Raw genomic sequence first — 26,196 nt, forward strand, 5'->3', positions numbered from 1 at the left:
GATCATTACCCTTCGGCCGTTAATGGCAAGGACCTCACTGCGCCACCCGGCGCGACCGGAGCGCCCATGCACAGCGACCACGCCGAACGCCTGCCCGAACCTGCCAGCCCGTTGGCCGAAGGAGAGGCACCCGATGGCGTGAGCCTGCCTGCGCAGGAAGCCCTGCTGGATGACGCCGGCACCGGCGACGACACGCTGGAGTTGGCACCGCCGCGGCATCGGCTGCCGCAGATTGCCCTGCCCGACAACGTGGTGCTGAAAGGCGCGGTGCAGAAGCTGGTGGAACAGAAGGCGCGGCTGGATCGACTCGCCGCCGAAGGACAGCTGGCCGGCCTGCTGCCGCCGGAATGGCACGGCAACGGCGTGCGTGCGATCGACCTGTCCAGTTTCGTGCAGGGCGTGCTGCCGTTCCTGCAGCCCGCTGAGCGTGGTGAAACCGCACCGGCCCGCCTGCCGGTGCGCCATGTGCTGGGCGACGACAGCCGCTGGGGCCTGGTCGATGTGCCCGAACCGAAGTCACTGGCCTGGTACCTGGCCAGTGATGACCGCGCCAACGCGGGCAGCAAGGATGTCGCCGAGGCCTATCTGGTCGGCGCGCTTGGCTTGGCCTGGATGCAGGAAGGGCGCAGCCGTCCCGGCTTCCTGCGTGCGATGGACCAGGACAGCCTGGCGGCCCGGGTGACCATGCTGGGCTACCCGCCGCCGAGCGAGCTGGCGTTGTACAGCGTGACCGCACACGGCCAGCCGCAGATCTGGTGTGTGCATGGGCGGCGCAGGCTGCGCCCGCTGGTGGCGCCATGGCTGAGCGTGCCGCTGCTGACCGCCTATGGCGTGCCGGCACCGGTGGCGTGGCCGGGCAGCTTCCCGCCCGTCGAGGCCGTGGCCGAGGCGATTGCCGCCGCCCGTCCGGGCAAGCTGCTGCCGGAAGTGGATCTGGGCAGAGTGGTAGCGAAGATCGCCGAAGATGCGTCGTCCGAAGCGTGGCAGCCGGTCAGCCTGCTGCAGCTCAACACCTGGTCGCCGCGCTGGCCGTTCTTCCTGGGCACCTTCGTCGGCCTGCCGTCGCTGCTGCTGGTCACTGCCGCACTGGCGTTGCCCGGGGCGGTCGAAGCGGCCACTGTTGCTGCCTCGCTGGGCTTTGCCGGTGGCGCCATCGGCGCGCTTGCCGTGCCGTGGATCCATGCGCGGCGCAAGCATCTGAGCTGATCGAGTGGGTCATCCACGCATGGCGTGGATCTGTCGATCCTTGCTGAGTGGAGGCTAGGGATCGATGTCTTCAGCAGTGAGTTCCATGCGTTGCCGGGCACGCTCGGTGGCGGCCTGCAGTCGTTGCTTGAGGACTTCCCGGGAGGGAAGGGAGGTCAGGTACTCCGCCACATGGATGCCTGAGCGGTCCAGCTCCAGCAACTCGATCTGGCCTGCCTTCTTGCCTGTGCAAAGGATGATGCCCAGCGGCGCCTCTTCCCCTTCCTCTCGTTCATAACGATCCAGCCAACGCAGATAGAGCTCCATCTGGCCCTTGTACGCTGGCTTGAAGTCACCGATCTTCAATTCGACGGCCACCAGCCTGCGCAGGCGGCGGTTGTAGAACAACAGGTCGAGATGGAAGTCATCGTCGTCGATCTGGATGCGTTTCTGGCGGGCGACGAAACTGAAGCCTGCCCCGAGTTCAAGCAGGAACCCCTGCATTTCACGCAGGATGGCGCCTTCCAGTTCCTGTTCGTCCCAGCAGTCCTTCAACCCGAGAAAATCCAGTACGTACGGGTCGCGCAGGACCAGGCCCGGGGAGAGCTGCTGGTTCCTGCGCAACGCCGACAGCTCATTGGCGATTGTCTGTTCGGGCTGGCTGGAGAGTGCTGTGCGTTCGTACAGCATCGAATCGATGCGCTGGCGCAACATGCGGACACTCCAGCCTTCCGTGCTGGCCATCTGGGCGTAGAAGTCGCGTTTGAGTGGATCAGACAGCGGAATCAGCGCGATGAAATGGGTCCAGCTCAATTGTCGTAGCAGTGATACGACAATCTGCTCGTCGGCAAATGCGATGGAGAACTGCACCATCCTGCGCAGGCTCTTTTCACCGAACGAGCCGCCGAACTCGGTAGACAGCGTTCTTGCGATGCGCTTGAACAGGACCTCCCCATAGCGTGCCCGATGTCCACCCATCTGATCGACATGGATGCGACGTCCTATACGCCAGTAAAGCAGCGTCAGTTCGGCATTGACGGTCCTGACCATTCCGGCGCGGGCCGTGGATATCAGTGTCCGGATATCAGCCAGCAGGTCGTTGGTATGCGGCAGGGTGGGGCGCGGTGTGTCATCCATGAGGTGCTTTCCATCAGGGTCAGGGCTCGGCAATCACCCGCAACGCACTGGCATAGCCCTTGGCGAGACTGGTCAGGTCAAGCAGCCGGTTCAACGACAGCAGCAGGCCTGGCTGGCAGGCCTTCAGGCGATGATGCTCAAGCCAGGCCTCGGTGACGTTTTCCAATGTGGCCAAGGCCTCATCGATGCGCTGCAGGTCGGCATCGCGGTCGATGGGCCCGGTGGTGGGGTGATGGGGGCGTGTCATGGCGAAGCTCCGTGGCGGGCCGCCGGGAAGGCGGCAGGCGATGCGTGGTTGAAAGACCGCTTAAACGCGAAAACGGTGGGCACCAGGCCCCACGCACCGCCCGCCATAGGGCAGACCCGGCTGCAGAATGGCGCCCACCGTAAGATGGGCACCATGGGTGCAGCGTCGTTACGCGTTTGAGTGACGGGCTTTCAACCCCGGCAGCGGAGCGCCGCTGCGTTCCCACCCTCAGGCCTGTGCAGCCCGCCGTCCAATAGGCAATGCCACTCAATACGCGAATGTCGATACAGCCGCTCCGTCGGTCATGACTCTACCGGCCCGATGCCGAAACATCAGGTGGTAAACGCGACACGTTGAGTCGAACCCGGCCGAAAGACCGTTCGTCGGCGGGCCATGAACACCGCGCGTTGCACGTCATCAATGGCCTGCGCCGGATCCCTCACAGCGCAGCCCGCGACATCATCCACGCGTGGCGTGGATCCAAGTGTCGACCAAGGTCGACACCTACCAAGGGCGGCGAGGGCGCCGCCCCGAAGGGATCAGACCCCTTCGCCCATCCGCTCCAGGCCATCGCCGGCCAGGCGCAGGATCAGCTTCTCCAGCACCTGCTCCTCTTCCTCGCTCAGCACCGACATCAGCTTGCGGGTGATCTCGATCACCATCGGCGCGATCGTTTCGTATACCTCGAACCCCGCCGCCGACAGCGCCAACACCGAACGGCGGCGGTCATCGCCATGCGTCTCACGCTTGATGAAACCGCGCTCCAGCAGGCGGGCCACCGCGCGGCTGACCGCGACCTTGTCCATCGCCGTGCGGTCGGAGACCTCGCTGGCCGACGACCCGGGGTACAGCGCCAGGATGGTGATCACCCGCCACTCCGGAATGGCCAGGCCATAGCGGTCGCCGTACAGCTTGGCGATGTTGCCGCTGACCCGGTTGGACAGCACGCTCAGCCGGTACGGCAGGAACTGTTCCAGGTCGAGCAGGACGTGGGAGGCACGCAGGCGGGTGGAAACGGGATCGGCGGGGCTCATGTTGCGGTGCACCTTGCTGGTGGTTTCAAGTGTAACTATAAGTGTTGGGTCCGTACCCTGCATTCTCGCCGGGTCCAACCCCGCCCGCACCTGGTTTGTGCCGATGCGGCACCGATTCGGAGCCACGCCATGAATACCGCAGTCCCGTCCGCCTCGCATCCCAACCCCGGCATGCAGGTCACCACCTTCGAAAACCCGATGGGCATCGACGGCTTCGAGTTCGTCGAATTCGCCGCACCGGCCGGCCGTGGTGCCGAGCTGCACGAGTACTTCCGCAAGATGGGCTTCAGCGCGGTGCTCAAGCACAAGCAGCGTCCGATTACCGTCTATCGCCAGGGCGACGTCAACTTCCTGGTCAATGAAGACCCCGATTCGTTCGCCGCCGACTTCGCTGAAAAGCACGGCCCGTGCGCCTGCGGCTTCGCCATCCGCTTCAAGAAGCCGGGCGCGGAGGTCTACCAGACCGCGCTGGGCAATGGCGCCGAAGCCATCGCCTTCAAGCCGGAGAGCAAGGCGGTGAACGCCCCGGTCATCAAGGGCATCGGTGACTGCATGCTGTACCTGGTGGACCGCTACGGCGAAGCCGGCAGCATCTTCGATGGCGACTACGAGCTGATCGCCGGCGCCGAGCTGCGCCCGAAGGGCTTCGGCCTGACCTTCATCGACCACCTGACCCACAACCTGTACTTCGGCAACATGCAGCAGTGGTCGGACTATTACGAGCGCCTGTTCAACTTCCGCGAGATCCGCTACTTCGACATCAAGGGCCTGAAGACCGGCCTGGTGTCCAAGGCGATGACCGCGCCGGATGGCATCGTGCGCATTCCGCTGAACGAATCGTCCGACCCGAAGAGCCAGATCAACGAGTACCTGGATGCGTACAAGGGCGAGGGCATCCAGCACATCGCCTGCTTCACCGAGAACATCTACGAAACGGTCGAAGCCATGCGCGCGCAGGGCGTGGATTTCCTCGACACGCCGGAGACCTACTTCGATGTGATCGACCAGCGCGTGCCGAACCACGGTGAGGACGTCGCCCGCCTGGCGAAGAACAAGATCCTGATCGACGCCGACCCGGAAACCCACCAGCGCAAGCTGCTGCAGATCTTCACCCAGAACTGCATCGGCCCGATCTTCTTCGAGATCATCCAGCGCAAGGGCAACGAAGGCTTCGGCGAAGGCAACTTCACCGCGCTGTTCGAGAGCATCGAACGCGACCAGATCCGCCGCGGCGTGCTGTAAGGTTTCCACAACGGCACCTTCTCCACCGGTAGCGCCGGGCCATGCCCGGCGGCTTTCCCCAGGCTTCCAGGAACCCCCATGTCTCCCTCCATCACCGCCCGCGGCTACCAGTCCGGTTTCGGCAACGAGTTCGCCAGCGAGGCCGTGCCCGGTGCGCTGCCCGTCGGCCAGAACTCGCCGCAGAAGGTGGCCCATGGCCTGTATGCCGAGCAGCTGACCGGTACCGCATTCACCGCACCGCGCGGCAGCAATCGCCGCAGCTGGCTGTACCGGATCCGTCCGGCGGTTACCCACGGTGAGTTCACTCCCTTTGCGCAATCGCAGCTGCAGTGCGATTTCAGTGCGCAGCCGGCTTCGCCTAACCAGCTGCGCTGGAGCCCGCTGCCGCTTCCGGAACTGCCCACCGATTTCGTCGAAGGCCTGTACACGATGGGCGGCAACGGCTCGCCCGACGCGCATGCCGGTGTCGGCATCCATCTGTACGCGGCCAACCGTGACATGGTCGGCCGCTACTTCTACGACGCCGACGGCGAACTGCTGATCGTGCCGCAGCTGGGCAGCCTGCGCCTGCTGACCGAGCTGGGCGTGATCGAGATCGAACCGCAGCAGATCGCGGTGATTCCGCGCGGCGTGCGCTTCCGCGTCGAGCTGCCGGATGGCCCGAGCCGTGGCTACATCTGCGAGAACTTCGGCGCACTGCTGAAGCTGCCCGACCTGGGCCCGATCGGTTCCAACGGCCTGGCCAATCCGCGCGATTTCGAGACTCCGCATGCCGCGTTCGAAGACGTCGACGGCGATTTCGAACTGATTGCCAAGTTCGACGGCCGCCTGTGGCGTGCGCCGATCAATCATTCGCCGCTGGACGTGGTCGCCTGGCACGGCAACTACGCGCCGTACCGCTATGATCTGCGCCGCTTCAACACCATCGGCTCGATCAGCCACGACCACCCGGATCCGTCGATCTTCCTGGTGCTGCACTCGCCCAGCGACACCCCGGGCACCAGCAACATGGACTTTGCGATCTTCCCGCCGCGCTGGCTGGTGGCGCAGAACACGTTCCGCCCGCCGTGGTTCCACCGCAACATCGCCAGCGAGTTCATGGGCCTGGTGCATGGTGCCTACGACGCCAAGGCCGAAGGCTTCGTGCCGGGCGGTGCGTCGCTGCACAACTGCATGAGCGGCCACGGTCCGGATGCCCCGACCTTCGACAAAGCCTCCAATGCGGACCTGTCCAAGCCGGATGTGATCAAGGACACCATGGCCTTCATGTTCGAGACCCGCGGGGTGATCCGCCCGACCGCGCAGGCGCTGGCAGCAAGCCACCTGCAGGGCGATTACCAGCAGTGCTGGAACGGCCTGCGCAACAATTTCCGTTGATCGTCCGCATCCACGCATGGCGTGGATCTATCGGGAATCACGATACCGTATCCAGGCATGGCGTGGATCTACCGGAAAGCGCGATATCGCGTGCACGCGTGACGTGGATCCATCCGGGCACGTGATGTAGTAGATCCACGCCATGCGTGGATGCTGTTCCCCGGTTCAGGCAATGGCCGCGAACGCGCTGCAATGCTCCACCGGCAGCGCCTCCATCAGCCGCTGCCGCACGCGCTGGCAGTACCCTTCCGAGGTCAGCGCCGGCAGCACCTGCAGCGCCGATTGCATCACCCGCAGCACCTCGCCTTCGGCACGCGCCTGCTGCAGGTCGCGGAACAGCGCCGCTGCGTTGGGATGCCGCTGCATCTCCAGGATTCCCAGCACATAGATGCGCGCGGCGACCAGCGAGCGGCGGCGCTCGACCGGCGCAGAAGCGGCAGTGACTGACGGCGCCAGCGGAGCCGCCATCGCAACCGGCGCAGGTGGCGTGGAGGCGGGTGCGTCCGCAGCGGTCACCAGGTAGCCGCCCTGGATCAGCTGGATCACCATCGCTGCCGCGTCCTGCCCAAGCAGTGCGGTCAGCTCGGCGATGCTGCGCTGGCCATCACACAGGATCAGCAGGCGTCGCTGGCGCATGTCCAGCGGTGCGCGGTGGGCCTGCAGCGCGGTTCGGGCGAGGTCGGTCTTGCGCGGTTGCATGGGGAGGACAGCCAAGTCGGTGCTCGCCCAGCCTGAATGAGGGCGATGAAACCGGGATGACAATGCAGCGCCTGCACGCCGGCTGCGGTAGCGTGCACCCACCCTGTGCCAAGGATCCGCACCGATGAAGCATCTCCCGATGGCCGGCCTGCTGCTGTTGTCGTTGGCCGCCTGCAACCGTAGTCCCGACACCGCCGCACCGGCAGCGCCGCCCGCGGCCACCGCACCGGCGAAGGATGCCTCCGTTCCCGCCGACGCCGATCTGGCCACCGCTTCGCCGGTGGATCCGCGCAGCGACAGCCCGGCACGCCTGGATGGCTTCGGCGGCGCCACGCTGGGCGCAGGCATCGCCGAGGTGCGCAGTGGCTTCGGCACCCCCTTGCAGGGTCTGGGTACCGACGCCACGGGCAAGCCGCTGCCTGCCGACGATGCCAATGAAGGCTGCTACTTCCTGCGCCCGCAGGGGGCCGAAGACCCGCGCCTGATGTTCGAGGCGCGCAAGCTGGTCCGCTACGATGTACGCAGCCCGTCCATCGTCGCTCCCGGTGGCGGCCGGGTCGGCATGACCCTGGGCGAGCTGCAGGTGCTCTATCCCGAGCGCGCCGACGTCGGTCCTGACAAGTACGACGACAAGGCCCAGCACCTGCGCGTGCGCCCGGCGCAGGACGGAGCGGCGATCATCGATTTCGCCCTCGGCGCTGACGGCAAGGTCGGCGCCTGGCGGGTCGGCAGGACCCCGCAGGTGGACTACGCCGAAGGCTGCGGCTGATCGGCCATCCTCGGCTCACCCGCCGCGGGTGGGCCGAGCGTAGAATCGCGCCACGACCGCTGGGGAGCGCCCGATGATCGCTATTGCCATTGCCTGGTTCCTGCTCGGCCTGCTGTTGCTGGCCCTGGGTGGGGACTCCATCGTCAAAGCCGTGTCCGGCCTGGCGCAGCGTTTCGGCGCCAGTGCATTCACCGCAGGCCTGCTGTTGCTGGGTATCACCACCTCGCTGCCGGAGCTGGCGGTCAACGCCCGCGCGCTGGTGGTGGGCCAGCCGGAGCTGGCCTTGGGCAATGCCGTCGGCAGCAGCGTGGTCAACCTCGGCCTGACCCTGGCGGTGGCCGCGATGGTGGCGCCGTTGCTGCTGCGCGCGCGCCTGCAGGCCGTGCTGTGGTGGGGGCTGCTGGCCGCGGGCCTGCTGCTGATCGTGTTCGGACTCGATGGCCGCCTGCTGCGCTGGGAGGCCGGCGTGCTGGTGGCCGGGTTCGTGGTGGTGCAGTTCCTGCTGCTGCGTCGCGGACGCCATGAGAGCGCCGAGGTACAGGCGATCATTGCCGAGTCAGCCCTGAGCCGCACCAGCCTGCCGTTGAACGTACTGCGCCTGCTGGTTGCCGCACTGGCGTTGTATTGGGGCGCGCGCCTGGTGGTCGGTGCCGCCGCTGATTTCGGCGCCGCGCTGGGCTGGACGCCGCTGCTGGTGGGTCTGCTGCCGGTGGCGATCGGCACTGCGTTGCCGGAGGTGGCGGCCGCGGTCGCGGCAGCACGCCGTGGTCACGGCGACATGGTGCTGGGCCACGTGCTCGGCTCCAGCGTGGTCAACCTGATGCTGGTGATCGGTGCGATGGGGCTGCTGCAGCCGCTGGCGTTGCCAGCCTCGTTCGTGCGCTTGGAACTGCCGGCGGTGCTGGCCTTCGCACTGGTGCTGTACCCGATGCTGCGCGGCGACCTGCGCATCAGCCGCATCGAAGGTGCGGTGCTGCTGGGCGCGTTCGTGGCCTGGCTGGGGCTGGAAATCGCGCTGGTCACACCGGTCTGAGGTAGTGCCGGCCGCTGGCCGGCAACCTCGGCGAACTCGCAGCCAGGCATGGCCTGGCTCTACTGGCGGTTATCCGGGGTCGTGCCGACCAACGGTCGGCACCCACCGTCAACGCGCGGTGGTTTCCTCTTCCCGCTCCGGTTCCGGCGGGGGCAGCTGCTCGTCTTCGGCACGCTCGTTGCCCGGCAGGCTGGGGCGCGTTTCCATCAGCAGCGACAGTGCCGCCTTGGCCATCAGGTGCGCGCTGATCGGTGCGGTGATGAACAGGAACACGGTGATCAGCAGCTCGCGCGGCTGCGGGTCCTGGCCCAGGAAGATGTGGTAGCACACCGAGCACACCAGCACGCAGCCCACGCCCAGCGTGCTGGCCTTGGTCGGTGCGTGCAGGCGCTTGAAGAAGGTGGACAGCTTCACCAGGCCCAGTGCGCCGACCAGGATGAAGAAGCAGCCGAACAGCAGCAGGATCGACAGCGCGATCTGGATGAAGGTGATCATTCGACGATGTCCCGGCGCAGCACGAACTTGCTCAGCACCACGGTGCTGCCGAAGCCGAGCATGGCGATGATCAGTGCCGCCTCGAAGTAGATCGCCGAATTGAGGTACATGCCGAACAGCATCAACTCGGCGATGGCGGTCACCGACAGCGTATCCAGTGCAAGGATGCGGTCGGGCACGGTCGGCCCGCGCAGCAGGCGCCAGGTGGCCAGCAGCATGGCCAGGCCGACCACGTGCATGCACACCACCAGGGTGGTCTGGATGATCTGGAATCCAGTCATGGGAAGATCTCCATCAACGGGGCTTCATAACGGCGCTTGATCGTGTCGATCAGCTCCTGCGGGTCTTCCAGGTGCAGCACGTGCACCAGCAGGAATTTGCGGTCGTCGCTGAGGGCGGCCGACACCGTGCCGGGGGTCAGGGTGATCATGCTGGTCAGCGCGGCGATGCCGTGGATGTTGGCGATGTCCAGCGGCAGCCAGATGAAACCGGGGTGGATGTTCTTTTCCGGGCCCAGCACCTGGATGGCCACGCGGATGTTGGACATCAGGATGTCCCACAGGGTCACGAACAGCAGCTTCGGCAGCGGCCGCAGGGTGCCGATGCGGGCGAACTCGCGGTCCAGGCGCGCGGCGAACAGCGGAATGACCACGCCCAGCAGCAGGCCCAGCAGGAACTGGCCGAGCGTGAAGCTGTCGGACATCAACAGCCAGAACACCACCACCATCACGCTCAGCGCGGGCGAGGGCAGCAGGCGGCGGATCGGGGAACGCTTGGCGCTCATGGCTGGCGGATCTCCGGCGTGGTCGCGCGCAACTGCTGCACGTAGTCGCCCGGCTGCAGCAGCTGGGTGGCGATGGCGTCGGTGTGCTGCATCAGCGGGGCAGCGAACAAGGTCATGCCGATGCCGTACGCCAGCAGGATGCAGGCGGCGAACAGCTCCACACGGCGCAGTGGTGCCTTGCGCGGTGGCGGTGCATCGGGATCGGGCAGCGGCACGCGCCAGAACAGGCGGATGCCGCCGCGGGTCAGGCCCATGATGACCAGCAGGCTGCTGACCAGCACTGCGGTCCACACCGCGCCGGTGTACTGCGCCGGCATGCCGGCCAACAGCGCGGCCTTGGCCAGGAAGCCGGACAGCGGCGGCAGGCCGGCCACCGACACCGCTGCGATCAGGAACAGCACGGCCGGGGTCTCCTTGCCGGGCATCGGTGCGATCACTTCCTTGCGGTCGCTGGCGCCGCCACGGCGGCGTCGGATCAGGTCGGCGACCAGGAACAGTGCGGCGGCGACGAAGCTGCTGTGCGGCAGGTAGTACAGGCCGGCCGACAGCACCTCAGGCGTGCCCACCGAGAAGGCGATGAACAACGTGGCCGCCGAGACGATCACCAGATACGAAATCAGCACGCGCAGGCGTGCGGCGGCCAACGCGCCCAGGCCACCCAGCACCAGCGTCGCTACGCCGGCCCACAGCAGCCAGTCGCGGCCGTAGCCGGCCATCGCCCCCGCATCCTCGCCGAACCACAGCATCTGGATGCGCAGCACGGCATACAGGCCCACCTTGGTCATGATCGCGAACAGCGCCGCCACCGCCGCCGGCGCACGCGCATACGATTCGGGCAACCACAGGTACAGCGGCATCAGCGCGGCCTTGGCACAGAACACCAGCAGCAACAGGCCCATCGTCGCCTTCACCAGGGTCAGCTGCGCAGGCGGCACTTCGGCGATGCGCTGCGAGAGCTCGGCCATGTTCAATGAACCCAGCGAGGCGTACAGCAGGCCCAGTGCGATCAGGAACAGGGTCGAGGCGGTGACGTTGAACACCACGTAGTGCAGGCCGATGCGCATGCGCAGGCCGCGGCCGCCACTGAGCAGCAGGCCGTAGGAGGCGATCAGCATCACCTCGAAGAACACGAACAGGTTGAAGATGTCGCCGGTCAGGAAGGCGCCGTTGAGGCCGACCAGCTGGAACTGGAACAGCGCATGGAAGTGCGGTGCGCGCCGGTCCCAACCCGAACACGCATGCAGCAGGCAGGGGATGGCCAGCAGCAGGGTGGTCAGCAGCATCCACGCCGACAGCCGGTCGGCCACCAGTGCGATGCCCAGGCGCGACGGCCAGTCACCCAGCAGGTACACGCGGATGTCGCCGCCAGCGGTGTCGGCGAACAACAGGCCGACCACCACCGCCAGCGCGCCCAGCGCGGTCCACGCCACGGCGCGCTGCACCTTCGGCCCATAGCGGCGGTGTTCGACGAACAGCGACAGCGCAGCGCCGAGCAGCGGTACCAGGATCGGCAGGATCACCAGATGATTCATGCGCGGTCCTCGCCCCGGCGCGGCGGTGCATCGTCGTCCGGCTCGTGCGCGTCCACGTGGTCACTGTGGTTGTCGCTACGGCTGCGCATGGCCAGCACGATGCTGACGGCGGTCATCGCAAAGGCAATGACGATGGCGGTCAGCACCAGCGCCTGTGGCAGCGGATCGGTGTAGTTGCCCAGGTGGCTCTCCACGCCTTCCTGCAGCACCGGCGCCTTGCCCTGCACCACGCGGCCACCGGCGAAGATCAGCAGGTTGGTGGCGTAGGACAGGAAGGTCATGCCGAGGATCACATCGAAGCTGCGCGCGCGCAGCAGCAGGTAGATGCCGATGGCGGTCAGCACGCCGATCGCAGAGGCCAGGGCCAGTTCCATCAGTGCATCTCCCCCGTTCGTGCCGAGCGGCGTTGCAGGTCGATCTCGCCCTTGCGCGCGGTGCGCGTCCGCGAGGGTTTGACGGTGGCCATCATCGACAGCATCAGCATCGCGCCACCGAACACCACCAGGTACACGCCGATATCAAAACCAATCGCGCTGGCCAGCGGTACATCGCCGATCAACGGCAGGTGCAGGTCCAGGTGGCCGCTGGTCAGGAACGGCACGCCGAACAGCATCGACGCGGCGCCACTGAGGATGGCGATCAGCAGGCCGGTACCGATGCAGCGGATGTAGTCGAAGCCGAAGCGTGACTCCACCGAGGCGGTGCCCTGGATCACGTACTGGATCAGCAGCGGCACTGCCAGCACCAGGCCGGCGATGAAGCCGCCGCCCGGCGCGTTGTGGCCGCGCAGGAACAGGAAGATGGAGACCGTCAGGGTCAGCGGGAACATGATCTGGGCCAGATCGGCCGGCACCGGCAGCTTGATCGGCGGACCGGGCATGATCTGCTCCGGCGCCATCCGCGTGCGACGCAGCAGCGCATGCACGACCAGTGCGGCAATGCCGAACACGGTGATCTCGCCGAAGGTATCGAAGCCGCGGAAGTCGACCAGGATCACGTTGACCACGTTCTGGCCGTACGCCTCGGGCAGGGCGCGGGCAAGCAGCTCGCCGGCCATGGTGTTCGGCGGCAGGGTCATCGCGCTGTAGGCCAGCGCGCCCAGGCCGGCACCGGCCACGATCGCGATCAGCGCATCACGGCGCTTGCGCCAGCGCGGCCGCTCCGGGCCGGACTGTGCCGGCAGGTAGTTCATGCCCAGCAGCATCAGCACCAGGGTCACCATTTCCACCAGCAGCTGGGTCAGCGCCAGGTCCGGTGCGGACAGGAACACGAAGGTCAGCGCCACCATCAGGCCGACACCGCCGACCAGCAGCACGGCCAGCAGGCGCTGCTTGTACATGCGCAGGGTCGCCACCGCGCAGGACATCATCACCAGCCACAACGCCCAGCCCAGCAGCGGTATCGGCTGCGGTCTGGTCCATTCCGGCGAGGCCGGGTTGGCGATGTAGGGCGCGGCGGCGACCACGATCGCCACCAGCACCAGGCCCAGCAGCATGCGCTGCAGGCTGCCGTTGGCGATGCCGGCGGTCAACCGCTGCGCACCGGCCGACAGCAGGTCCAGCTGGTGGTGGAAGACGTTGCGTCCCGGCGTGGTGTTGGTTACCGCGTGCAGATCGATCAGCTTGCGCAGGCCGAAGTAGAGGGCCACGCCACCGACCACGCCAGCGGCGCTCATCGCCAGCGGCAGGTTGAAGCCATGCCAGATCGACAGGTTGTACTCGGGCATCGCGCTGCCGAGGATCGAGGCGGCTGCCGCGTGCAATACCGGGGCCACGGTCACGGCCGGGGCGATACCCACCGCCACGCAGATCACCACCAGGATCTCCACCGGCACCTTCATCCAGCGCGGCGGTTCGTGCGGCACGCGGTCCAGGCCATGCGGGCCCTTGCCGAAGAACGTGTCGTGCACGAAGCGCAGGCTGTAGGCCACGCCGAACACACCAGCCAGCAGCGCGGCGATCGACACCGCCGTGCGCATGGTGTCGGTGTCGCCCGCCGAGAGCGCTTCGGCGAACAGCATTTCCTTGGACAGGAAGCCGTTGAGCAGCGGGATGCCGGCCATCGCCAGCGAGGCGATGATCGCCAGCGCGCTGGTGAACGGCATCAGCCTGCGCAGGCCACCCAGCTTGCGCATGTCACGGGTGCCGGTCTCGTGGTCGATGATGCCGGCGGCCATGAACAGCGAGGCCTTGAAGGTGGCGTGGTTGATGATGTGGAACACGCCGGCGACCACCGCCATCGGCGTGGACAGGCCGAACAGCAGGGTGATCAGGCCCAGGTGCGAGATCGTCGAATAGGCCAGCAGGCCCTTCAGGTCATGCTGGAAGATCGCGTTCCAGGCACCGATCAGCAGGGTGATCGCACCGATGCCGCTGACCGTGTAGAAGAACAGATCGCTGCCGGCCAATGCCGGATGCAGGCGCGCCAGCAGGAACACACCGGCCTTCACCATGGTGGCCGAGTGCAGGTAGGCCGACACCGGGGTGGGGGCGGCCATCGCGTGCGGCAGCCAGAAGTGGAACGGGAACTGCGCGCTCTTGGTGAAGATGCCCGCCAGCACCAGGAACAGGGCGTAGGGGTACAGCGCGCTGGCGCGGATCTGCTCGCCGGCGGCCAGCACCACGTCCAGGTCGAAGCTGCCAACGATGCGGCCGATCAGCAGCACGCCGGCCAGCAGCGCCAGGCCGCCGCCGCCGGTGATCACCAGCGCCATCCGCGCGCCCTCGCGCGCGTCCTGGCGGTGCGACCAGAAACCGATCAGCAGGAACGAGCTGATGCTGGTCATTTCCCAGAAGACCATCAGCAGCAACAGGTTGCCCGACAGCACCATGCCCAGCATGGCGCCCATGAACAGCAACAGGTAGGTATAGAAGCGGTGCGCGTTGTCCTGGCTGCTGAGGTAATAGCGCGCATACAGCACCACCAGCGCGCCGATGCCCAGCACCAGCCCCGCGAACATCCAGGCCAGGCCATCCAGGCGCAGGGTGAAGTCCAGGCCGATCTGCGGCAGCCACGGCACCATCGTGCGCACCACCTGGCCATCAAGCACCGATGGGGTCAGCCAGGCGAGGATCGCCAGCCCGCCCAACGGCGCCAGCGCCGCCAGCCAGGCAGCAGTCGAGCGCGAACTACGGGGGAAGGCTGCGACAGCCACTGCCATGAGGAACGGCAGGGCCAGCAGCAGGGGCAGGCTGGGGAGCATGCAGGGAATCCATGATTCACGAGCAGGTCAGGGAGCATAACAGGCTGCCAAATGTCGCCGAAACCCATTGAACAGCGATCAATTGCATGTAACGTGCGCTGATTCATTTTTTCTGCGATGCAGCATGCCGCGCGGATGACCCATCAGGACCCGGTGGGCAGGTCCACCCTACGCCCACGCAGGGACAGCGCAGCCCCTGTCGCACAGGGACCGCCGCCGCTGGGCGGGGCAAGGTGAGGAGGTCACCGCGGCAGGCTGGCAGGCCCGCCGTGCAGTGTCGGTGACGGGATCTGCCCGTTCAGGAAACCAAGGCGTCGACGCGGCGACGCTGGTCAGTAGCGCCAGTCGAGCTTGCGATAGGCCTTGGCCATCACCCACGCCGGGCCGATCAGCAGGTAGGTCAGGTCGGTCAGGAAGCTGGGCTTGCGGCCTTCGAACTTGTGGCCGATGAACTGCGCGATCCAGGCGACGACGAATACGCCGATGGCCAGCGAGCGCAGGTTGTGCAGGCCGATTTCCGCTTCCAGCAGTCGGCACAGGCAGCCGAACACGAAGAACTGGATGAGCATGCCGATGCCCAGCGGACGCGACAGCTTGTTGTAGAAGCACCACGCGCTGAACATCGCGAACGCCGACCAGATGCCGTACTGGAACCAGGTGATCAGCGGCGGCACGCACCACAGCAGGGCCACCACCGACCACAGGATCGCCGGCACCGCCACCACGTGGATGCGCTGGTTGACCACATTGCGGTGGTCGTCGGAGTAGCTGGCGAAATAGCGGTCGATCGGACGCGCAAGCTGGGTGCTGGTCTGCATGTGGCCAGCATACCCCGGCCGGGGCCGGCAGTAGAGCCAGGCCATGCCTGGCTGGATGTTCGCGGGGTTGCCGGCCAGCGGCCGGCACTACCAACCGCCAGTAGAGCCAGGCCGTGCCTGGCTGCAAGTTCGCCGAGGTTGCCGGCCAGCGGCCGGCACTACCGCACTCAGAACGCCCCCGCCACGCGGGCCGGGGGCGCAGGGGAATCAGTCGACGCTGATCCCGGCCAGGCGCTGCAGCGCCTCGGCGTACTTGGCGCGGGTGCGCTCGATGATCTCCGCCGGGATGCTCGGGCCCGGGGCGGTCTTGCCCCAGTCCAGCGTCTCCAGGTAGTCACGCACGAACTGCTTGTCGTAGCTCGGCGGGCTGGTGCCCACTTCGTACTCGTCGGCAGGCCAATAGCGCGAGGAATCCGGCGTCAGCATCTCGTCCATGATGTACAGGCGACCGTCGGCGTCGGTACCGAACTCGAACTTGGTGTCGGCCAGGATGATGCCGTGCTCGCGTGCGTAATCGGCCGCGAACTTGTAGATGCGCAGCGTCGCGTCGCGCACCCGCTCGGCCATCTCCGCACCGACCGTCTTCACCATCGCGTCGAAGTCGATGTTCTCGTCATGGTCGCCAACGGCGGCCTTGGTCGAGGGGGTGAAGATCGGCTCGGGCAGCTGCTCGGCCTGGCGCAGGCCGTCGGGCAGCTCGATGCCGCTGACCTTGCCGGTGCGCTGGTAGTCCTTCCAGCCGCTGCCGATCAGGTAGCCACGGGCGATAGCTTCCACCGGTACCGGCTTCAGCTTGCGGGTGACCACCGCGCGCTTGGCGTACAGGGCCGCGTCCACGCCATCGGGCAGCACGCTGGCCACATCAATGCCGGTCAGGTGGTTGGGCATCAGGTGCGCGGTCTTGGCGAACCAGAAGTTGGACACCTGGCAGAGCATCTCGCCCTTGCCCGGGATCGGGTCGGGCAGGACCACATCGAACGCCGACAGGCGATCGGTGGCGACCATCAAGAGGTAGTCCCCCGGTGGGGTACCGGCCGGCAGTCGCTCGCGCGGGATATCGAACACATCACGCACCTTGCCGCGGTGGCGCAAGGGCAGGCCGGGGAGATCGGATTGCAACAGCGTGGTTGGCACGGGCACTCCTGGGGCTTCGTCGAGACGGCTGCCCAGGGGACCCGGCGGGCCCGCAACTGGTCAGCGGGCGGCCTAGTGTAAAGCGGTCCGGGCCCGCTGTGACGTAAAATGAGCGTCCATTTCGTCGGCCGACCCCGGAGCGCCATGCGCTGGTACGGAAAACTGCTCGGATTCATCGCCGGCGCCCTGCTGTTCCGGCCCAATCCGCTGTTCGGCGCGGTGGTCGGCCTGTTGCTGGGGCATGCCTTCGACAGCGACTGGTTCCGCCTGAACAAGGAGAACCCGTACCGCGAGCTGGGGCTGACCTCCGAGGCCACGGATGCCGAGGTCGAGCGCGCCTACCGCAAGCTGATCTCCCAGTACCACCCCGACAAGCTGGGCGGCGCTGCCCCGGAGCTGCAGCAGCAGGCCGAGCAGAAGTCGCGGCGCATCAACGCTGCCTACGACCGCATCAAGACCCTGCGCAAGCGCTGACCCCATTGCCCCGCCTGCGGGCGGGAGACCCCTTTCCCCGTTCCGAAGGCCCCGGCCATGTCCAACTGCCTCATCGCTCCTTCCATCCTCTCGGCCAACTTCGCCCGCCTGGGCGAGGAAGTCGACAACGTCCTGGCCGCAGGTGCGGACTGGGTCCATTTCGATGTGATGGACAACCACTACGTGCCCAACCTGACCATCGGCCCGATGGTCTGCCAGGCGCTGCGCAAGCACGGCGTCACCGCGCCGATCGACGTGCACCTGATGGTCGAGCCGGTCGACCGCATCATCCCGGACTTCGCCGAGGCCGGTGCCACCTACATCAGCTTCCACCCGGAGGCCAGCCGCCACGTGCACCGCACCATCCAGCTGATCCGCTCGCTGGGCTGCAAGCCGGGCATCGTGCTCAACCCGGCCACCCCGGTGGACATCCTCGACTGGGTGCTGGACGACCTCGACCTGGTGCTGCTGATGTCGGTCAACCCGGGCTTCGGCGGCCAGGCCTTCATTCCGTCGGCCTTGGACAAGCTGCGCGTGGTGCGCCAGAAGATCGATGCCAGCGGCCGTGACATCCGCCTGGAGATCGATGGTGGCGTGAAGGCCGACAACATCGGCGAGATCGCCGCCGCTGGCGCCGACACGTTCGTCGCCGGCTCGGCCATCTTCAACGCCAAGACCAGCTACCAGGACGTGATCGCGCAGATGCGTGCCAACGTCGCTGCAGCGCGCTGACAAAAAGGGGACGGAGGGGATTAAGCTCGTTCAATTCCCTCCGTTCCCTCTTCGCCCATGGCACTGTTGAACATCCGCCCGGCCACCGTCGCCGACGCCGGCCTGATCCTTCGGTTCATCCGCGAACTGGCGATCTACGAGAAGGCCGAGCAGTCGGTGCAGACCGATGAGATCGGCATCGCCGAAAGCCTGTTCGGCGCCGACGCCACCGCCTGCGCGCTGGTCTGCGAGGCCAACGGTGAAGCCATCGGCTACGCGGTGTATTTCTACAACTATTCCACTTGGCTGGGGCGCAAGGGCATCTACCTGGAAGACCTGTACGTGAGCCCGGAAAAACGCGGCTCCGGCGCGGGCAAAGCGCTGCTGAAGTACATCGCCCGCCAGGCGGTAGCTGAAGGTTGTGGTCGCTTCGAATGGTCAGTGCTGGACTGGAACACGCCGGCCATCGAGTTCTACACCGCAGCCGGCGCCAGACCGCAGGACGAGTGGACGGTGTACCGGTTGGAAGGTGAGGCGCTGAAGGCATTCGCCGGGTAGGCCGTGTCCTGGTGACTGGTGTGCCGATGAAATACGCCATTGCCGCACTCCGCCAGCGGCTGCCGGCCTCGATTGCTGTCTGCAGGCAGGCGCTGGAGGCTGCCGGCGGTGACCTGTCACAGGCGCACGCCTTGGTGGTTGATCAGCTCGTGGCCGATTACGGGCACCGCACAGGGTTGGGGGTCGCCGAGGCCGCCATCGAGCTGCAGGCCGCTGGCCATGACGTGGAACGCGCCATGATGCTTTGGCGTCGCCGCCACCCATCGCCGCCGCCGCGGCCATTCGCGGCGCTTGAAAAGGGATGGGCACTGGCAGCGGAGCTGGCTTCGGCGGACACCGGGTTGCGCTGTTTCGCCCATGTCATCTCTGGCGAACAAGACACCTACGAGCTGCGCATGATCACCCATGCCGCACGCTTCACCGAGACCGCCTATGGCTTCGACTACGACTACGCCATGCAGGACGCGCAGACCAGGGTGGAACGCAGGTTCGTGACCGGAATCCCGGCGCTCAACCTTCTGTTGCAGGAGTACGCAATTGATGAAGCGATGTTGTGCAGCATCGATGCCTTCGACAGCTGCCTCCTGCACGGTCCCATCGAGGCTTACCTGTAAGCCGATATGCAGCGCCGCGCAGAAAAAAAAAGCCACGCCAAACGCTGGCGTGGCCTTGCTGCATGCGTGGGAGGCTGATCCTGCCTCCATCCGTCGTCCCTGCTATGGCCTTCCATTTTCCCGGTGGCCGATGACACCTGCATGACATGCCGCGCGGGCGAGCCCAGCGCCCTGACCTGAACGGTGGCCGCCGCCTTTCACTGGCCCCGAACGCGCGGTTGCTAGCCTGTGCCGCCCTTCCCTGGAAGCACCGCATGAGCACCCCCCGCTGGCGCCTGATCCTCAACGGCAAGTCCGCAGGCAACGATGACCTGCGCGAGGCCGTGGGCCACTGGCGCGAACGCGGCGTGCAGCTGGAAGTGCGGGTGACCTGGGAAGACGGTGATGCCGAGCGCTACGTCGCCGAAGCCATCGACCACGGCGTGGACGTGATCGTGGCGGCCGGCGGCGACGGCACGCTCAGCGCGGTGGCCGAGACGCTGGCCCATCGCGACGAGCCGGCTGAGGCGCTGCCTTCGCTGGCGCTGGTGCCGATGGGCACCGCCAACGATTTCGCCACCGCTGCCGGCATTCCGGTGGAGCCGCAGGAGGCCTTCGCACTGGTTGCCAGCGGCCACCCACGCCCCATGGACCTGCTGCGCGTCGATGCCGACGGCAAGCCATGGTGGTGCGCAAACCTCGCCAGCGGTGGCTTCGGTACCCAGGTCACGGTGGAAACCGATGCCGGCTTGAAGAAGATGCTCGGCGGACTGGCCTATGTCATCACCGGTATAGCCAAGCTCGGCCGCATCGAACCCATCACCGCACGCCTGAGCGGGCCGGACTTCCAGTGGGAAGGTGGGTTCATCGCGCTGGGTATCGGCAACGGCCGTCAGGCCGGTGGCGGCCAGCAGCTGTGCCCCCAGGCACTGATCGATGACGGCCTGCTGGACGTCACCGTGGTGCCGGAACTGGAGGGTGAAGTCGCAGCCACCCTTGGACAGATGCTGACCGGCGGCAAGGAGGCGGCGCTGGAACGTGTCGCCACGCGCGCGCAGCTGCCGTGGCTGCAGATCGACGCACCGCAGCCGTTGACGCTGAACCTGGATGGCGAACCGGTGCAGGCACGCCGCTTCCGCATTGACTGCGTGGCGGGCAGGGTGCGGATGCATCTGCCGGATGACTGCGTGCTGCTTTCCGGCAGCTGAGACAGGAATCAGAGCAGCGGAATGTCTTCTTCCTTGCTCGGGAATTTGAAGGCCTCGCGCTTCCTGCGGATGTGTTCGGGCATCGGCGGGCGGGGGATGTTGCGCTCAGCCAGCCATTGCTGGCATTTCTTCTGCCACGGCAGGTTGTCCGGCGTGGTGATTTCCCAGTAGATGTCCTCGACCATCTTCTGCCGGCCAGGCTGGCTGGACCCTTCCGGCTTTGCAATCGCTGGATCAGCACCATGTTCCAGTAGCCAGTAAGCGTAGTCGAAGCCGCCTCGCGTCGTGTACCAGCTCAGGACCGTGTCATCGCCCAGGTCCAGGCTTGATTCATTGATGTTGGCCCCGTTCTCAATCAGTACCTGGATGTTCTTCCACTGATTTCCGCTGAGGAATGCCTGCAGCAGTAGAGTCTCGTTGGCTGAGTTGCGGGTGTTGGGGTCTCCGCCATGCTTCAGGAGCAGCTCCAGGAAGCGAGGGTCGTCCAGCTTTGCCGCGTAGACCATCGCATTGTTGTAACCAAGCCTGCGCCCGTCCACCGTCCTGTATACGCGTGCATTCGGATCTGCGCCGTTGTCCAGAAGTGCACGTAGCCCATCAAGATTCTTCGCCAGGAGGGGCCACGCCACCAAGGGGATGCCAGCATCGCGAGCGAAGACCTTGTCGGGATCGACGCCTTCGTCCTTTACCAGGCGCGTGATCTTGTCGGCATCCCCTTGCTCGCTGGCAACGGCCAGCTCAAGCGCCTTGCCCTTGAAGTAGTCGCTGGCACCATGCGTTGACTGTGGCGTGCAGCCCGGAATCAGAAACAGCGCTGCTGCCAGAAGGGCGGGATACGCAATGATGCGACGCAGGTGAACGTCCATGTCAGAGCTCCTTACAGCAGCGGAATGTCTTCTTCCTTGCTCGGGAATTTGAAGGCCTCGCGCTTCCTGCGGATGTGGTCGGGCATCGGCGGGCGGGGGATGTTGCGCTCAGCCAGCCATTGCTGGCATTTCTTCTGCCACGGCAGGTTGTCCGGCGTGGTGATTTCCCAGTAAATGTCTTCGACCATCAATTGCCGAGCCGTCCTGCCAGAGTTCTGGGGCACGCGCTCGGATATGGTCGGGTCTGCGCCATGCTCCAGCAACCAGTAGGCGTAGTCGAATCCGCCTCTTCCCGTGTACCAGCTCAGCACGGTGTCATCCCCCAGGCCGCGGTTCGATTCGTTGATGTTGGCTCCGTTCTCAATCAGTACCTGGATGTTCTTCCACTGGTTTCCACTGACGAAAGCCTGAAACAGCAGGGTTTCATTGGCCGAGTTCCGGGTGTTGGGGTCTCCGCCGTGTCTCAGCAGAAGCTCAATGAACCGGGAATCGTCCATCTTGGCGGCATAGACCATTGCATTGTTGTAGCCAAGCTTGCGTCCATCTACTGTCTTGTATGCGCGTGCGTTTGGATTTGCGCCGTTGTCCAGAAGTGCACGTAGCCCATCAAGATTCTTCGCCCGAAGGGGCCACGCCACCAAGGGGATGCCAGCATCCCGAGCGAAGACCTTGTCTGGATCGACGCCTTCGTCCTTTATCAGGTGCCGAATGGTGTCCGAATCGCCATTCTCGGTTGATATCGCAAGCTCAAGGTTTTTCCCGTCGAAGTACTGCTCGGCGCCATGGCTTGACGGCAGGGCGCACCCACTTACAGATAGAAGTGTGACGAAAAGCGCCGTTATTGGGAGTCGCTTCACATTCTCGATAATATGAATGGGCATGCCGATTCTTTGATGCTGCATCAGATGATGCTCAAGCCGTGACATTAGCAAATGGTTCTGGTAATCGATAAGTGTCGCGGCGCAAATGCGCCTACCAGGTGAATGGAGCTTGCCATGACGGATTCCGACATTGAGGCGCGGGCCCGCGCAATCCAGGAACAGCGTGAACTTGTCGAGCGGCTGCGTGCCAGTGGCCACGGTGAAGAAGCAGATCGCTTGCAGGAGACGTACCACGCGCGGGAGATGTCCGGACTCGCCTCCGATGTGTATCAATCAGCCAAGCATGCTGGCGAGCCGCCTTTGGGGTGGACGCGTGCAAGCACGGATCCTGCAGCACTGCGCGCGGCAGGGATCGACCTGGCGGACGATGCAATCCGGAAGCTGCTGCAGCCACCTGAGTCCGGATTCCGTGCCGAAATCTACATCCCGGACAAGCGCGTCTTTGGCGAGGATGCGAAACCTGTCGTGGTCTACAAGGGATCTACGGGTGAGATTGTTGACCCTCTGGCGCCCGATGGAAAACGTGAATCCGGCGGCGAGGATTTCCTCAACAACGGCCAGCAGGGCATCGGCATGCGCAGCGATTACTACGATCGCGCGATGGAACTTGCCGTAGCCATGAACAGACGCCTGCCCGGTGGCTTCGAAATCGCCGGTCACTCCCTCGGTGGCGGCATGGCGTCCGCCGCGTCCGCAGTCACCGGCGCACGTGCCACCACGTTCAACGCCGCCGGCCTGCATCCGGCTACCCCGGCGCGTTTCGCCAAGGACAACGGCCTGCCGACCTTCGATACGCAGCAGACCGTGCACACCTACCAGACCACCGGTGAAGTGCTGAACGATGTGCAGAACGGCATGCACCGCCTGAGCGAGCAGCAGCGTCGTGGCTACGGCGTGCTTGCCAACGAGCTGGGCATGGTGCTGAAGGATCCGGCCATGCAGAAGGTCGTCGGTGAAAAGCTGCGCGAGATGCTGCCCCCGGGGGCGCAGACCTCCGCTGCACAGTTCATCGAACAACTGGCGAGCCAGCCGGGCCAGCAGGCGCTGCGCGATATTCCGCTCGCGGCAGGGCGCCTGGAATTGTTGCTTGAGCCCAAGACCCGCGATGCGCAAGGGGCGCTCGTCGATCGCCCGCACGTGGCGCCGCCCAGCCAGGTGGCGGAACTGGCGGGGCCGTTGTCCACTGTGCTGCACGCCACGGCCTACGGCATGCGTAGCGGTCGGCTGGCCGGCGAGCAGGTCGAGCGGGCGGGCGCTGCCACTGCCCAGGTGCTGGACAGAACGGGCGATGGCGTCGAGCGCGTGCTGAAGACCGAGGGCATGGTCATCGGCCAGGTAGTGAACATGGGCTCGGCCAGCCTGCAGTTGGGTACCCGGGCGACGAGCACGGTGGTTGCTTCGGGGCGCGAACTGACCGGAAGCATCGAATCCACCCTGCACCGCGTCGAATCGCAGACCCGCTCCCATGGCCTGTCCGCACTATCGTGGGTCGCTGACCGGGTGGGCGCGGACAACGTCGCCGGCAGGCTTGCCAAGCAGGCCGAAGACGTCCGTGACCACGGCGAGCAACATGCGCAGCATGCGACGAAGCAGGCCCTTGCCGATGCCGCAGGCACGCGCGCGGCGGGCGAGCGCGTGGCCGCCGCCATCAACCACGACGGCCAATGGGTCGCTGGCAAGCTGCAGAACGGGTTCGCCACCGCCGGCGCCCATGTTGACCGCGGCTATGACCTGGTGGCCTCCCATGTGAAGGGCATTACCGACAAGGCGCCGATCACACTGTCCGCGGTAGGTGGTGCTGCGGTGGGCATCGGGGCTGCCGCTGCGACCCACTTGCCGACCGGCAACCTGGCGTTGGACGCAGCGAAGCTGCACAACCTCGACAAGTCCGAACGCGTCATCCGCGGAATGATGCCGGCCTTCAGTGAGGCGACCGCCCGCCATGGCATGGATCCGACGGTCATCCCCAGCCTGGACTCGGAACTGATCAAGCAGGAGGCCGCCGCCCGGAAACTGGTCGAGCGGCCCCCGCACGTCCAGCCTGCCGCCGAAAGCCGGCAGGCCAGCCGTGCCGCCGAACCCTTGGCGCAGGCGATCGGCATCGACCATCCCTCCCATGCCGGCAACCCCCTGTTTGTGGGTGCCCAGACCGGGGTCCACGCGCTGGACCGCGCCCACAACCGGGTGCCTGACCTGCAGAGCGACCAGCTCGCCGGCGCACTGGCCGTGCAGGCCAAGCGCGAGGGGCTGGAGTCCATTTCCCACGTGGTGCTCAGCGACGACCACAGCCGCGCCTTCGCGGTGGATACGCCCGACCTGAACGCCGCGCACCGTCGACATGCCCACGTCGAAGTGGCGGCGGGCATGGCCCAGCCGTTGAGCGCGAGCACCGCCCAGATGGACGCGATCAATGCCACTCGCGAGCAGGCGCAGGGGGTGTCGCTGGCCCAGCAGCAGGTGCACGAGACCCAGGAACAGGCACGGCGGATGGGCTAGGGCGGCGTAAACCGCCCGTCGCCAAAGGGTTTCCCTGCGGCCAAAGCTGCGATACAGTCATTGGGTGTCCAGCCTGACGACCCCGCATACCCTTTCTTCCGCACGCCGTTGGTGGCGATGGTGGCCTGTTGCCGTCGTCCGTCCCCATAACGCTGTGTCCCGGAAGGAAAGTCGTCTTGATCTCGCACGCTCAGTTTCAGCAGCAGGCCGCTGAAGGCCACACCCATATTCCCGTTGTCCGCGAAGTGCTGTCCGACCTGGACACGCCGCTTTCGGTCTATCTGAAGCTCGCCGACGGCCCCAATACCTACCTGTTTGAATCCGTCGAAGGCGGCGAGCGCTTTGGTCGTTACTCGATCATTGGCCTGCCGGCACGTCGCTTGTACGCCTTCCACGGCCACACCCTGACGGTGCGCGAGGACGGCCAGGTGGTGGAAACCCGCGAGGTGGCCGATCCGTTTGCCGAGGTCGAGGCGCTGCGCAGTGCTCACTCGGTGCCGAAGCTGGAAGGCCTGCCGGGCTTCACCGGTGGCTTGGTCGGCTGGTTCGGGTTCGAGTGCATCGGCTACATCGAGCCGCGCCTGGCATCGCCGGCCGGCCGCGACGAACTGGGCACCCCGGACATCCTGCTGCTGCACTCCGATGAGCTGGCGGTGTTCGACAACCTGAAGGGCCGGCTGTACCTGATCGTGCATGCCGATCCGCGCCAAGCGGGCGCCTTTGAACAGGCCCAAGCGCGCCTGGACGCATTGGCGGCCAAGCTGCGCGCGCCGGGTGCCGGCTATCCGGCACCACTCACCAGCGACGTGCTGGACGAGTCCGATTTCGTTTCCGGTTTCACCCGCGAAGGCTTCGTCGATGCGGTCCAGCGCAGCAAGGAGTACATCCGTGCCGGCGACATCTTCCAGGTGGTGCTCAGCCAGCGCCTGAGCGTGCCGTTCAAGGCGCGCCCGGTGGATGTGTATCGCGCGCTGCGTGCACTGAATCCGTCGCCGTACATGTATTTCCTCGATGTCGGCGACCTGCAGGTGGTCGGCTCCTCGCCGGAAATCCTGGTGCGTCTGCAACATACCCATGAAGGCGTGGGTGAAGTGACCGTGCGCCCGATCGCCGGCACCCGCCCGCGCGGCGCCACGCCGGAACTGGACCAGGCGCTGGAAGTCGAGCTGCTGGCCGATCCGAAGGAACGCGCCGAGCACTTGATGCTGATCGACCTGGGCCGCAACGACGCCGGCCGCGTGTCCAAAGCCGGTACCGTGGAAGTGGGCGAGCAGTTCGTGATCGAACGCTACAGCCACGTCATGCACATCGTCAGCGAAGTGACCGGGCAGCTGCAGCCGGGCCTGAGCTACGCCGACGTGCTGCGCGCCACCTTCCCGGCCGGTACGGTCAGCGGCGCGCCGAAGATCCGCGCGCTGGAAGTGATCCGCGAACTGGAACCGATCAAGCGCAATGTCTACGCCGGCAGCATCGGTTACATCGGCTGGCACGGCGATGCCGATACCGCGATCGCGATCCGCACCGCCGTGATCAAGGATGGCCGCCTGTACGTGCAGGCCGGCGCCGGCATCGTCTACGACTCGGACCCGGACAAGGAATGGGACGAGACGATGAACAAGGGCCGCGCGCTGTTCCGTGCCGTCGCCCAGGCCGCCAAGGGCCTGTGAGTTTCCCCGTGCTGTGGCCTGCGCCGCAGCACCCCTCGCTGTTTCCATTCAAGA

Annotated in this window: 26 protein-coding genes; 12 read left to right on the plus strand and 14 right to left on the minus strand. The window is 66.1% G+C overall.

Annotated features, from left to right (window positions below; all coding sequences use genetic code 11):
- Positions 1–66 precede the first annotated feature (66 nt).
- Positions 67–1,206, plus strand: a complete 1,140-nt coding sequence (locus ABIA73_RS19470; protein ID WP_279208956.1) for a hypothetical protein — start codon at positions 67–69, stop codon at positions 1,204–1,206.
- A 54-nt stretch (positions 1,207–1,260) separates the two neighbouring features.
- Here the strand turns inward: ABIA73_RS19470 and ABIA73_RS19475 are convergent, their stop codons facing one another.
- From ABIA73_RS19475 to ABIA73_RS19485, 3 genes are all read right to left on the minus strand, one after another.
- Positions 1,261–2,322, minus strand: a complete 1,062-nt coding sequence (locus ABIA73_RS19475) for a PDDEXK nuclease domain-containing protein (RefSeq protein WP_099785660.1) — start codon at positions 2,320–2,322, stop codon at positions 1,261–1,263.
- A gap of 19 nt (positions 2,323–2,341) precedes the next feature.
- Positions 2,342–2,569 (minus strand): hypothetical protein, encoded by a 228-nt coding sequence (locus ABIA73_RS19480; RefSeq protein WP_025874590.1) that lies wholly within the window; start codon positions 2,567–2,569, stop codon positions 2,342–2,344.
- A 539-nt stretch (positions 2,570–3,108) separates the two neighbouring features.
- The gene (locus tag ABIA73_RS19485) at positions 3,109–3,603 is read right to left on the minus strand and encodes a MarR family winged helix-turn-helix transcriptional regulator (protein ID WP_049467584.1); all 495 of its coding nucleotides are present in this window, start codon (positions 3,601–3,603) and stop codon (positions 3,109–3,111) included.
- Between the two features lie 129 nt (positions 3,604–3,732).
- Here ABIA73_RS19485 and hppD point away from each other — a divergent pair, with 129 nt between their 5' ends.
- Positions 3,733–4,845 (plus strand): 4-hydroxyphenylpyruvate dioxygenase, encoded by a 1,113-nt coding sequence (gene hppD / locus ABIA73_RS19490; RefSeq protein WP_025874592.1) that lies wholly within the window; start codon positions 3,733–3,735, stop codon positions 4,843–4,845.
- Between the two features lie 78 nt (positions 4,846–4,923).
- Positions 4,924–6,222, plus strand: coding sequence for a homogentisate 1,2-dioxygenase (gene hmgA / locus ABIA73_RS19495; RefSeq protein ID WP_032951718.1), 1,299 nt, complete (start codon positions 4,924–4,926; stop codon positions 6,220–6,222).
- Between the two features lie 165 nt (positions 6,223–6,387).
- Here hmgA and ABIA73_RS19500 read toward each other — a convergent pair whose 3' ends face one another.
- Positions 6,388–6,921 (minus strand): hypothetical protein, encoded by a 534-nt coding sequence (locus ABIA73_RS19500; RefSeq protein WP_025874594.1) that lies wholly within the window; start codon positions 6,919–6,921, stop codon positions 6,388–6,390.
- Positions 6,922–7,045: 124 nt separating this feature from the next.
- Here ABIA73_RS19500 and ABIA73_RS19505 point away from each other — a divergent pair, with 124 nt between their 5' ends.
- Complete coding sequence (locus ABIA73_RS19505) at positions 7,046–7,690, plus strand: hypothetical protein (protein ID WP_025874595.1); 645 nt, start codon at positions 7,046–7,048, stop codon at positions 7,688–7,690.
- Positions 7,691–7,763: 73 nt separating this feature from the next.
- A complete protein-coding gene (locus ABIA73_RS19510; RefSeq protein WP_033832407.1) occupies positions 7,764–8,723 on the plus strand; it encodes a sodium:calcium antiporter in 960 nt (319 codons plus the stop codon).
- Between the two features lie 108 nt (positions 8,724–8,831).
- On the opposite strand, the gene ABIA73_RS19515 is transcribed toward ABIA73_RS19510, so the two are convergent.
- From ABIA73_RS19515 to ABIA73_RS19550, 8 genes are all read right to left on the minus strand, one after another.
- Complete coding sequence (locus ABIA73_RS19515; RefSeq protein WP_025874597.1) at positions 8,832–9,218, minus strand: Na+/H+ antiporter subunit G; 387 nt, start codon at positions 9,216–9,218, stop codon at positions 8,832–8,834.
- Positions 9,215–9,499, minus strand: coding sequence for a K+/H+ antiporter subunit F (locus tag ABIA73_RS19520; protein ID WP_025874598.1), 285 nt, complete (start codon positions 9,497–9,499; stop codon positions 9,215–9,217). Before ABIA73_RS19520 ends, ABIA73_RS19515 begins: the two co-directional genes overlap by 4 nt.
- Positions 9,496–10,002: a Na+/H+ antiporter subunit E gene (locus ABIA73_RS19525; RefSeq protein WP_313282253.1), complete on the minus strand. Its 507-nt coding sequence runs from the start codon at positions 10,000–10,002 to the stop codon at positions 9,496–9,498. The genes ABIA73_RS19520 and ABIA73_RS19525 overlap by 4 nt, the downstream gene beginning before the upstream one ends.
- Positions 9,999–11,534, minus strand: coding sequence for a monovalent cation/H+ antiporter subunit D (locus ABIA73_RS19530; RefSeq protein WP_025874600.1), 1,536 nt, complete (start codon positions 11,532–11,534; stop codon positions 9,999–10,001). The genes ABIA73_RS19525 and ABIA73_RS19530 overlap by 4 nt, the downstream gene beginning before the upstream one ends.
- Complete coding sequence (locus ABIA73_RS19535) at positions 11,531–11,908, minus strand: Na+/H+ antiporter subunit C (protein ID WP_025874601.1); 378 nt, start codon at positions 11,906–11,908, stop codon at positions 11,531–11,533. The genes ABIA73_RS19530 and ABIA73_RS19535 overlap by 4 nt, the downstream gene beginning before the upstream one ends.
- Positions 11,908–14,736, minus strand: a complete 2,829-nt coding sequence (locus tag ABIA73_RS19540; protein WP_354276186.1) for a monovalent cation/H+ antiporter subunit A — start codon at positions 14,734–14,736, stop codon at positions 11,908–11,910. Before ABIA73_RS19540 ends, ABIA73_RS19535 begins: the two co-directional genes overlap by 1 nt.
- Before the next feature lie 332 nt (positions 14,737–15,068).
- Positions 15,069–15,554, minus strand: a complete 486-nt coding sequence (locus ABIA73_RS19545) for an Mpo1 family 2-hydroxy fatty acid dioxygenase (RefSeq protein ID WP_025874603.1) — start codon at positions 15,552–15,554, stop codon at positions 15,069–15,071.
- 207 nt (positions 15,555–15,761) lie between these two features.
- A complete protein-coding gene (locus tag ABIA73_RS19550) occupies positions 15,762–16,688 on the minus strand; it encodes a phosphoribosylaminoimidazolesuccinocarboxamide synthase (protein WP_080149676.1) in 927 nt (308 codons plus the stop codon).
- A 144-nt stretch (positions 16,689–16,832) separates the two neighbouring features.
- Here ABIA73_RS19550 and ABIA73_RS19555 point away from each other — a divergent pair, with 144 nt between their 5' ends.
- The 5 genes from ABIA73_RS19555 to yegS all read left to right on the plus strand — a co-directional run bounded on the left by ABIA73_RS19555 (position 16,833) and on the right by yegS (position 20,232).
- Entirely contained in the window at positions 16,833–17,162 is a 330-nt protein-coding gene (locus ABIA73_RS19555) for a J domain-containing protein (protein WP_025874605.1), read from the plus strand.
- A gap of 57 nt (positions 17,163–17,219) precedes the next feature.
- On the plus strand, positions 17,220–17,894 hold the full coding sequence (gene rpe, locus ABIA73_RS19560) for a ribulose-phosphate 3-epimerase (RefSeq protein WP_025874606.1): 675 nt from the start codon (positions 17,220–17,222) through the stop codon (positions 17,892–17,894).
- Positions 17,895–17,951: 57 nt separating this feature from the next.
- Positions 17,952–18,431, plus strand: coding sequence for a GNAT family N-acetyltransferase (locus ABIA73_RS19565; RefSeq protein ID WP_354276187.1), 480 nt, complete (start codon positions 17,952–17,954; stop codon positions 18,429–18,431).
- Positions 18,432–18,457: 26 nt separating this feature from the next.
- Entirely contained in the window at positions 18,458–19,045 is a 588-nt protein-coding gene (locus ABIA73_RS19570; protein WP_301866870.1) for a hypothetical protein, read from the plus strand.
- 254 nt (positions 19,046–19,299) lie between these two features.
- Positions 19,300–20,232, plus strand: a complete 933-nt coding sequence (gene yegS, locus ABIA73_RS19575; RefSeq protein WP_059065388.1) for a lipid kinase YegS — start codon at positions 19,300–19,302, stop codon at positions 20,230–20,232.
- A gap of 8 nt (positions 20,233–20,240) precedes the next feature.
- Here yegS and ABIA73_RS19580 read toward each other — a convergent pair whose 3' ends face one another.
- The gene (locus ABIA73_RS19580; protein ID WP_354276188.1) at positions 20,241–21,098 is read right to left on the minus strand and encodes an ankyrin repeat domain-containing protein; all 858 of its coding nucleotides are present in this window, start codon (positions 21,096–21,098) and stop codon (positions 20,241–20,243) included.
- 11 nt (positions 21,099–21,109) lie between these two features.
- Positions 21,110–22,213, minus strand: coding sequence for an ankyrin repeat domain-containing protein (locus ABIA73_RS19585; protein WP_256993991.1), 1,104 nt, complete (start codon positions 22,211–22,213; stop codon positions 21,110–21,112).
- On the opposite strand from ABIA73_RS19585, the gene ABIA73_RS19590 reads away from it, so the two are divergent.
- Together ABIA73_RS19590 and trpE are read left to right on the plus strand one after the other, a co-directional pair.
- On the plus strand, positions 22,094–24,475 hold the full coding sequence (locus ABIA73_RS19590) for a Tle-like phospholipase domain-containing protein (RefSeq protein WP_502960555.1): 2,382 nt from the start codon (positions 22,094–22,096) through the stop codon (positions 24,473–24,475). The two genes, ABIA73_RS19585 and ABIA73_RS19590, sit on opposite strands and share 120 nt — an antisense overlap.
- 176 nt (positions 24,476–24,651) lie before the next feature.
- Complete coding sequence (trpE, locus tag ABIA73_RS19595) at positions 24,652–26,142, plus strand: anthranilate synthase component I (protein ID WP_059065384.1); 1,491 nt, start codon at positions 24,652–24,654, stop codon at positions 26,140–26,142.
- Positions 26,143–26,196: the final 54 nt, after the last annotated feature.

It is taken from the genome of Stenotrophomonas sp. 2694 (assembly GCF_040548715.1).
GTDB classification, from domain to species: Bacteria; Pseudomonadota; Gammaproteobacteria; order Xanthomonadales; family Xanthomonadaceae; genus Stenotrophomonas; species Stenotrophomonas indicatrix.

Bases quoted from the DNA above. Each gene is read 5' to 3' on its own strand.
- ABIA73_RS19470 (WP_279208956.1), top strand. From the start codon at position 67: ATGCACAGCGACCACGCCGAACGCCTGCCCGAACCTGCCAGCCCGTTG.
- ABIA73_RS19475 (WP_099785660.1), bottom strand. From the start codon at position 2,322: ATGGATGACACACCGCGCCCCACCCTGCCGCATACCAACGACCTGCTG.
- ABIA73_RS19480 (WP_025874590.1), bottom strand. From the start codon at position 2,569: ATGACACGCCCCCATCACCCCACCACCGGGCCCATCGACCGCGATGCC.
- ABIA73_RS19485 (WP_049467584.1), bottom strand. From the start codon at position 3,603: ATGAGCCCCGCCGATCCCGTTTCCACCCGCCTGCGTGCCTCCCACGTC.
- hppD (WP_025874592.1), top strand. From the start codon at position 3,733: ATGAATACCGCAGTCCCGTCCGCCTCGCATCCCAACCCCGGCATGCAG.
- hmgA (WP_032951718.1), top strand. From the start codon at position 4,924: ATGTCTCCCTCCATCACCGCCCGCGGCTACCAGTCCGGTTTCGGCAAC.
- ABIA73_RS19500 (WP_025874594.1), bottom strand. From the start codon at position 6,921: ATGCAACCGCGCAAGACCGACCTCGCCCGAACCGCGCTGCAGGCCCAC.
- ABIA73_RS19505 (WP_025874595.1), top strand. From the start codon at position 7,046: ATGAAGCATCTCCCGATGGCCGGCCTGCTGCTGTTGTCGTTGGCCGCC.
- ABIA73_RS19510 (WP_033832407.1), top strand. From the start codon at position 7,764: ATGATCGCTATTGCCATTGCCTGGTTCCTGCTCGGCCTGCTGTTGCTG.
- ABIA73_RS19515 (WP_025874597.1), bottom strand. From the start codon at position 9,218: ATGATCACCTTCATCCAGATCGCGCTGTCGATCCTGCTGCTGTTCGGC.
- ABIA73_RS19520 (WP_025874598.1), bottom strand. From the start codon at position 9,499: ATGACTGGATTCCAGATCATCCAGACCACCCTGGTGGTGTGCATGCAC.
- ABIA73_RS19525 (WP_313282253.1), bottom strand. From the start codon at position 10,002: ATGAGCGCCAAGCGTTCCCCGATCCGCCGCCTGCTGCCCTCGCCCGCG.
- ABIA73_RS19530 (WP_025874600.1), bottom strand. From the start codon at position 11,534: ATGAATCATCTGGTGATCCTGCCGATCCTGGTACCGCTGCTCGGCGCT.
- ABIA73_RS19535 (WP_025874601.1), bottom strand. From the start codon at position 11,908: ATGGAACTGGCCCTGGCCTCTGCGATCGGCGTGCTGACCGCCATCGGC.
- ABIA73_RS19540 (WP_354276186.1), bottom strand. From the start codon at position 14,736: ATGCTCCCCAGCCTGCCCCTGCTGCTGGCCCTGCCGTTCCTCATGGCA.
- ABIA73_RS19545 (WP_025874603.1), bottom strand. From the start codon at position 15,554: ATGCAGACCAGCACCCAGCTTGCGCGTCCGATCGACCGCTATTTCGCC.
- ABIA73_RS19555 (WP_025874605.1), top strand. From the start codon at position 16,833: ATGCGCTGGTACGGAAAACTGCTCGGATTCATCGCCGGCGCCCTGCTG.
- rpe (WP_025874606.1), top strand. From the start codon at position 17,220: ATGTCCAACTGCCTCATCGCTCCTTCCATCCTCTCGGCCAACTTCGCC.
- ABIA73_RS19565 (WP_354276187.1), top strand. From the start codon at position 17,952: ATGGCACTGTTGAACATCCGCCCGGCCACCGTCGCCGACGCCGGCCTG.
- ABIA73_RS19570 (WP_301866870.1), top strand. From the start codon at position 18,458: ATGAAATACGCCATTGCCGCACTCCGCCAGCGGCTGCCGGCCTCGATT.
- yegS (WP_059065388.1), top strand. From the start codon at position 19,300: ATGAGCACCCCCCGCTGGCGCCTGATCCTCAACGGCAAGTCCGCAGGC.
- ABIA73_RS19580 (WP_354276188.1), bottom strand. From the start codon at position 21,098: ATGGACGTTCACCTGCGTCGCATCATTGCGTATCCCGCCCTTCTGGCA.
- ABIA73_RS19590 (WP_502960555.1), top strand. From the start codon at position 22,094: ATGACGGATTCCGACATTGAGGCGCGGGCCCGCGCAATCCAGGAACAG.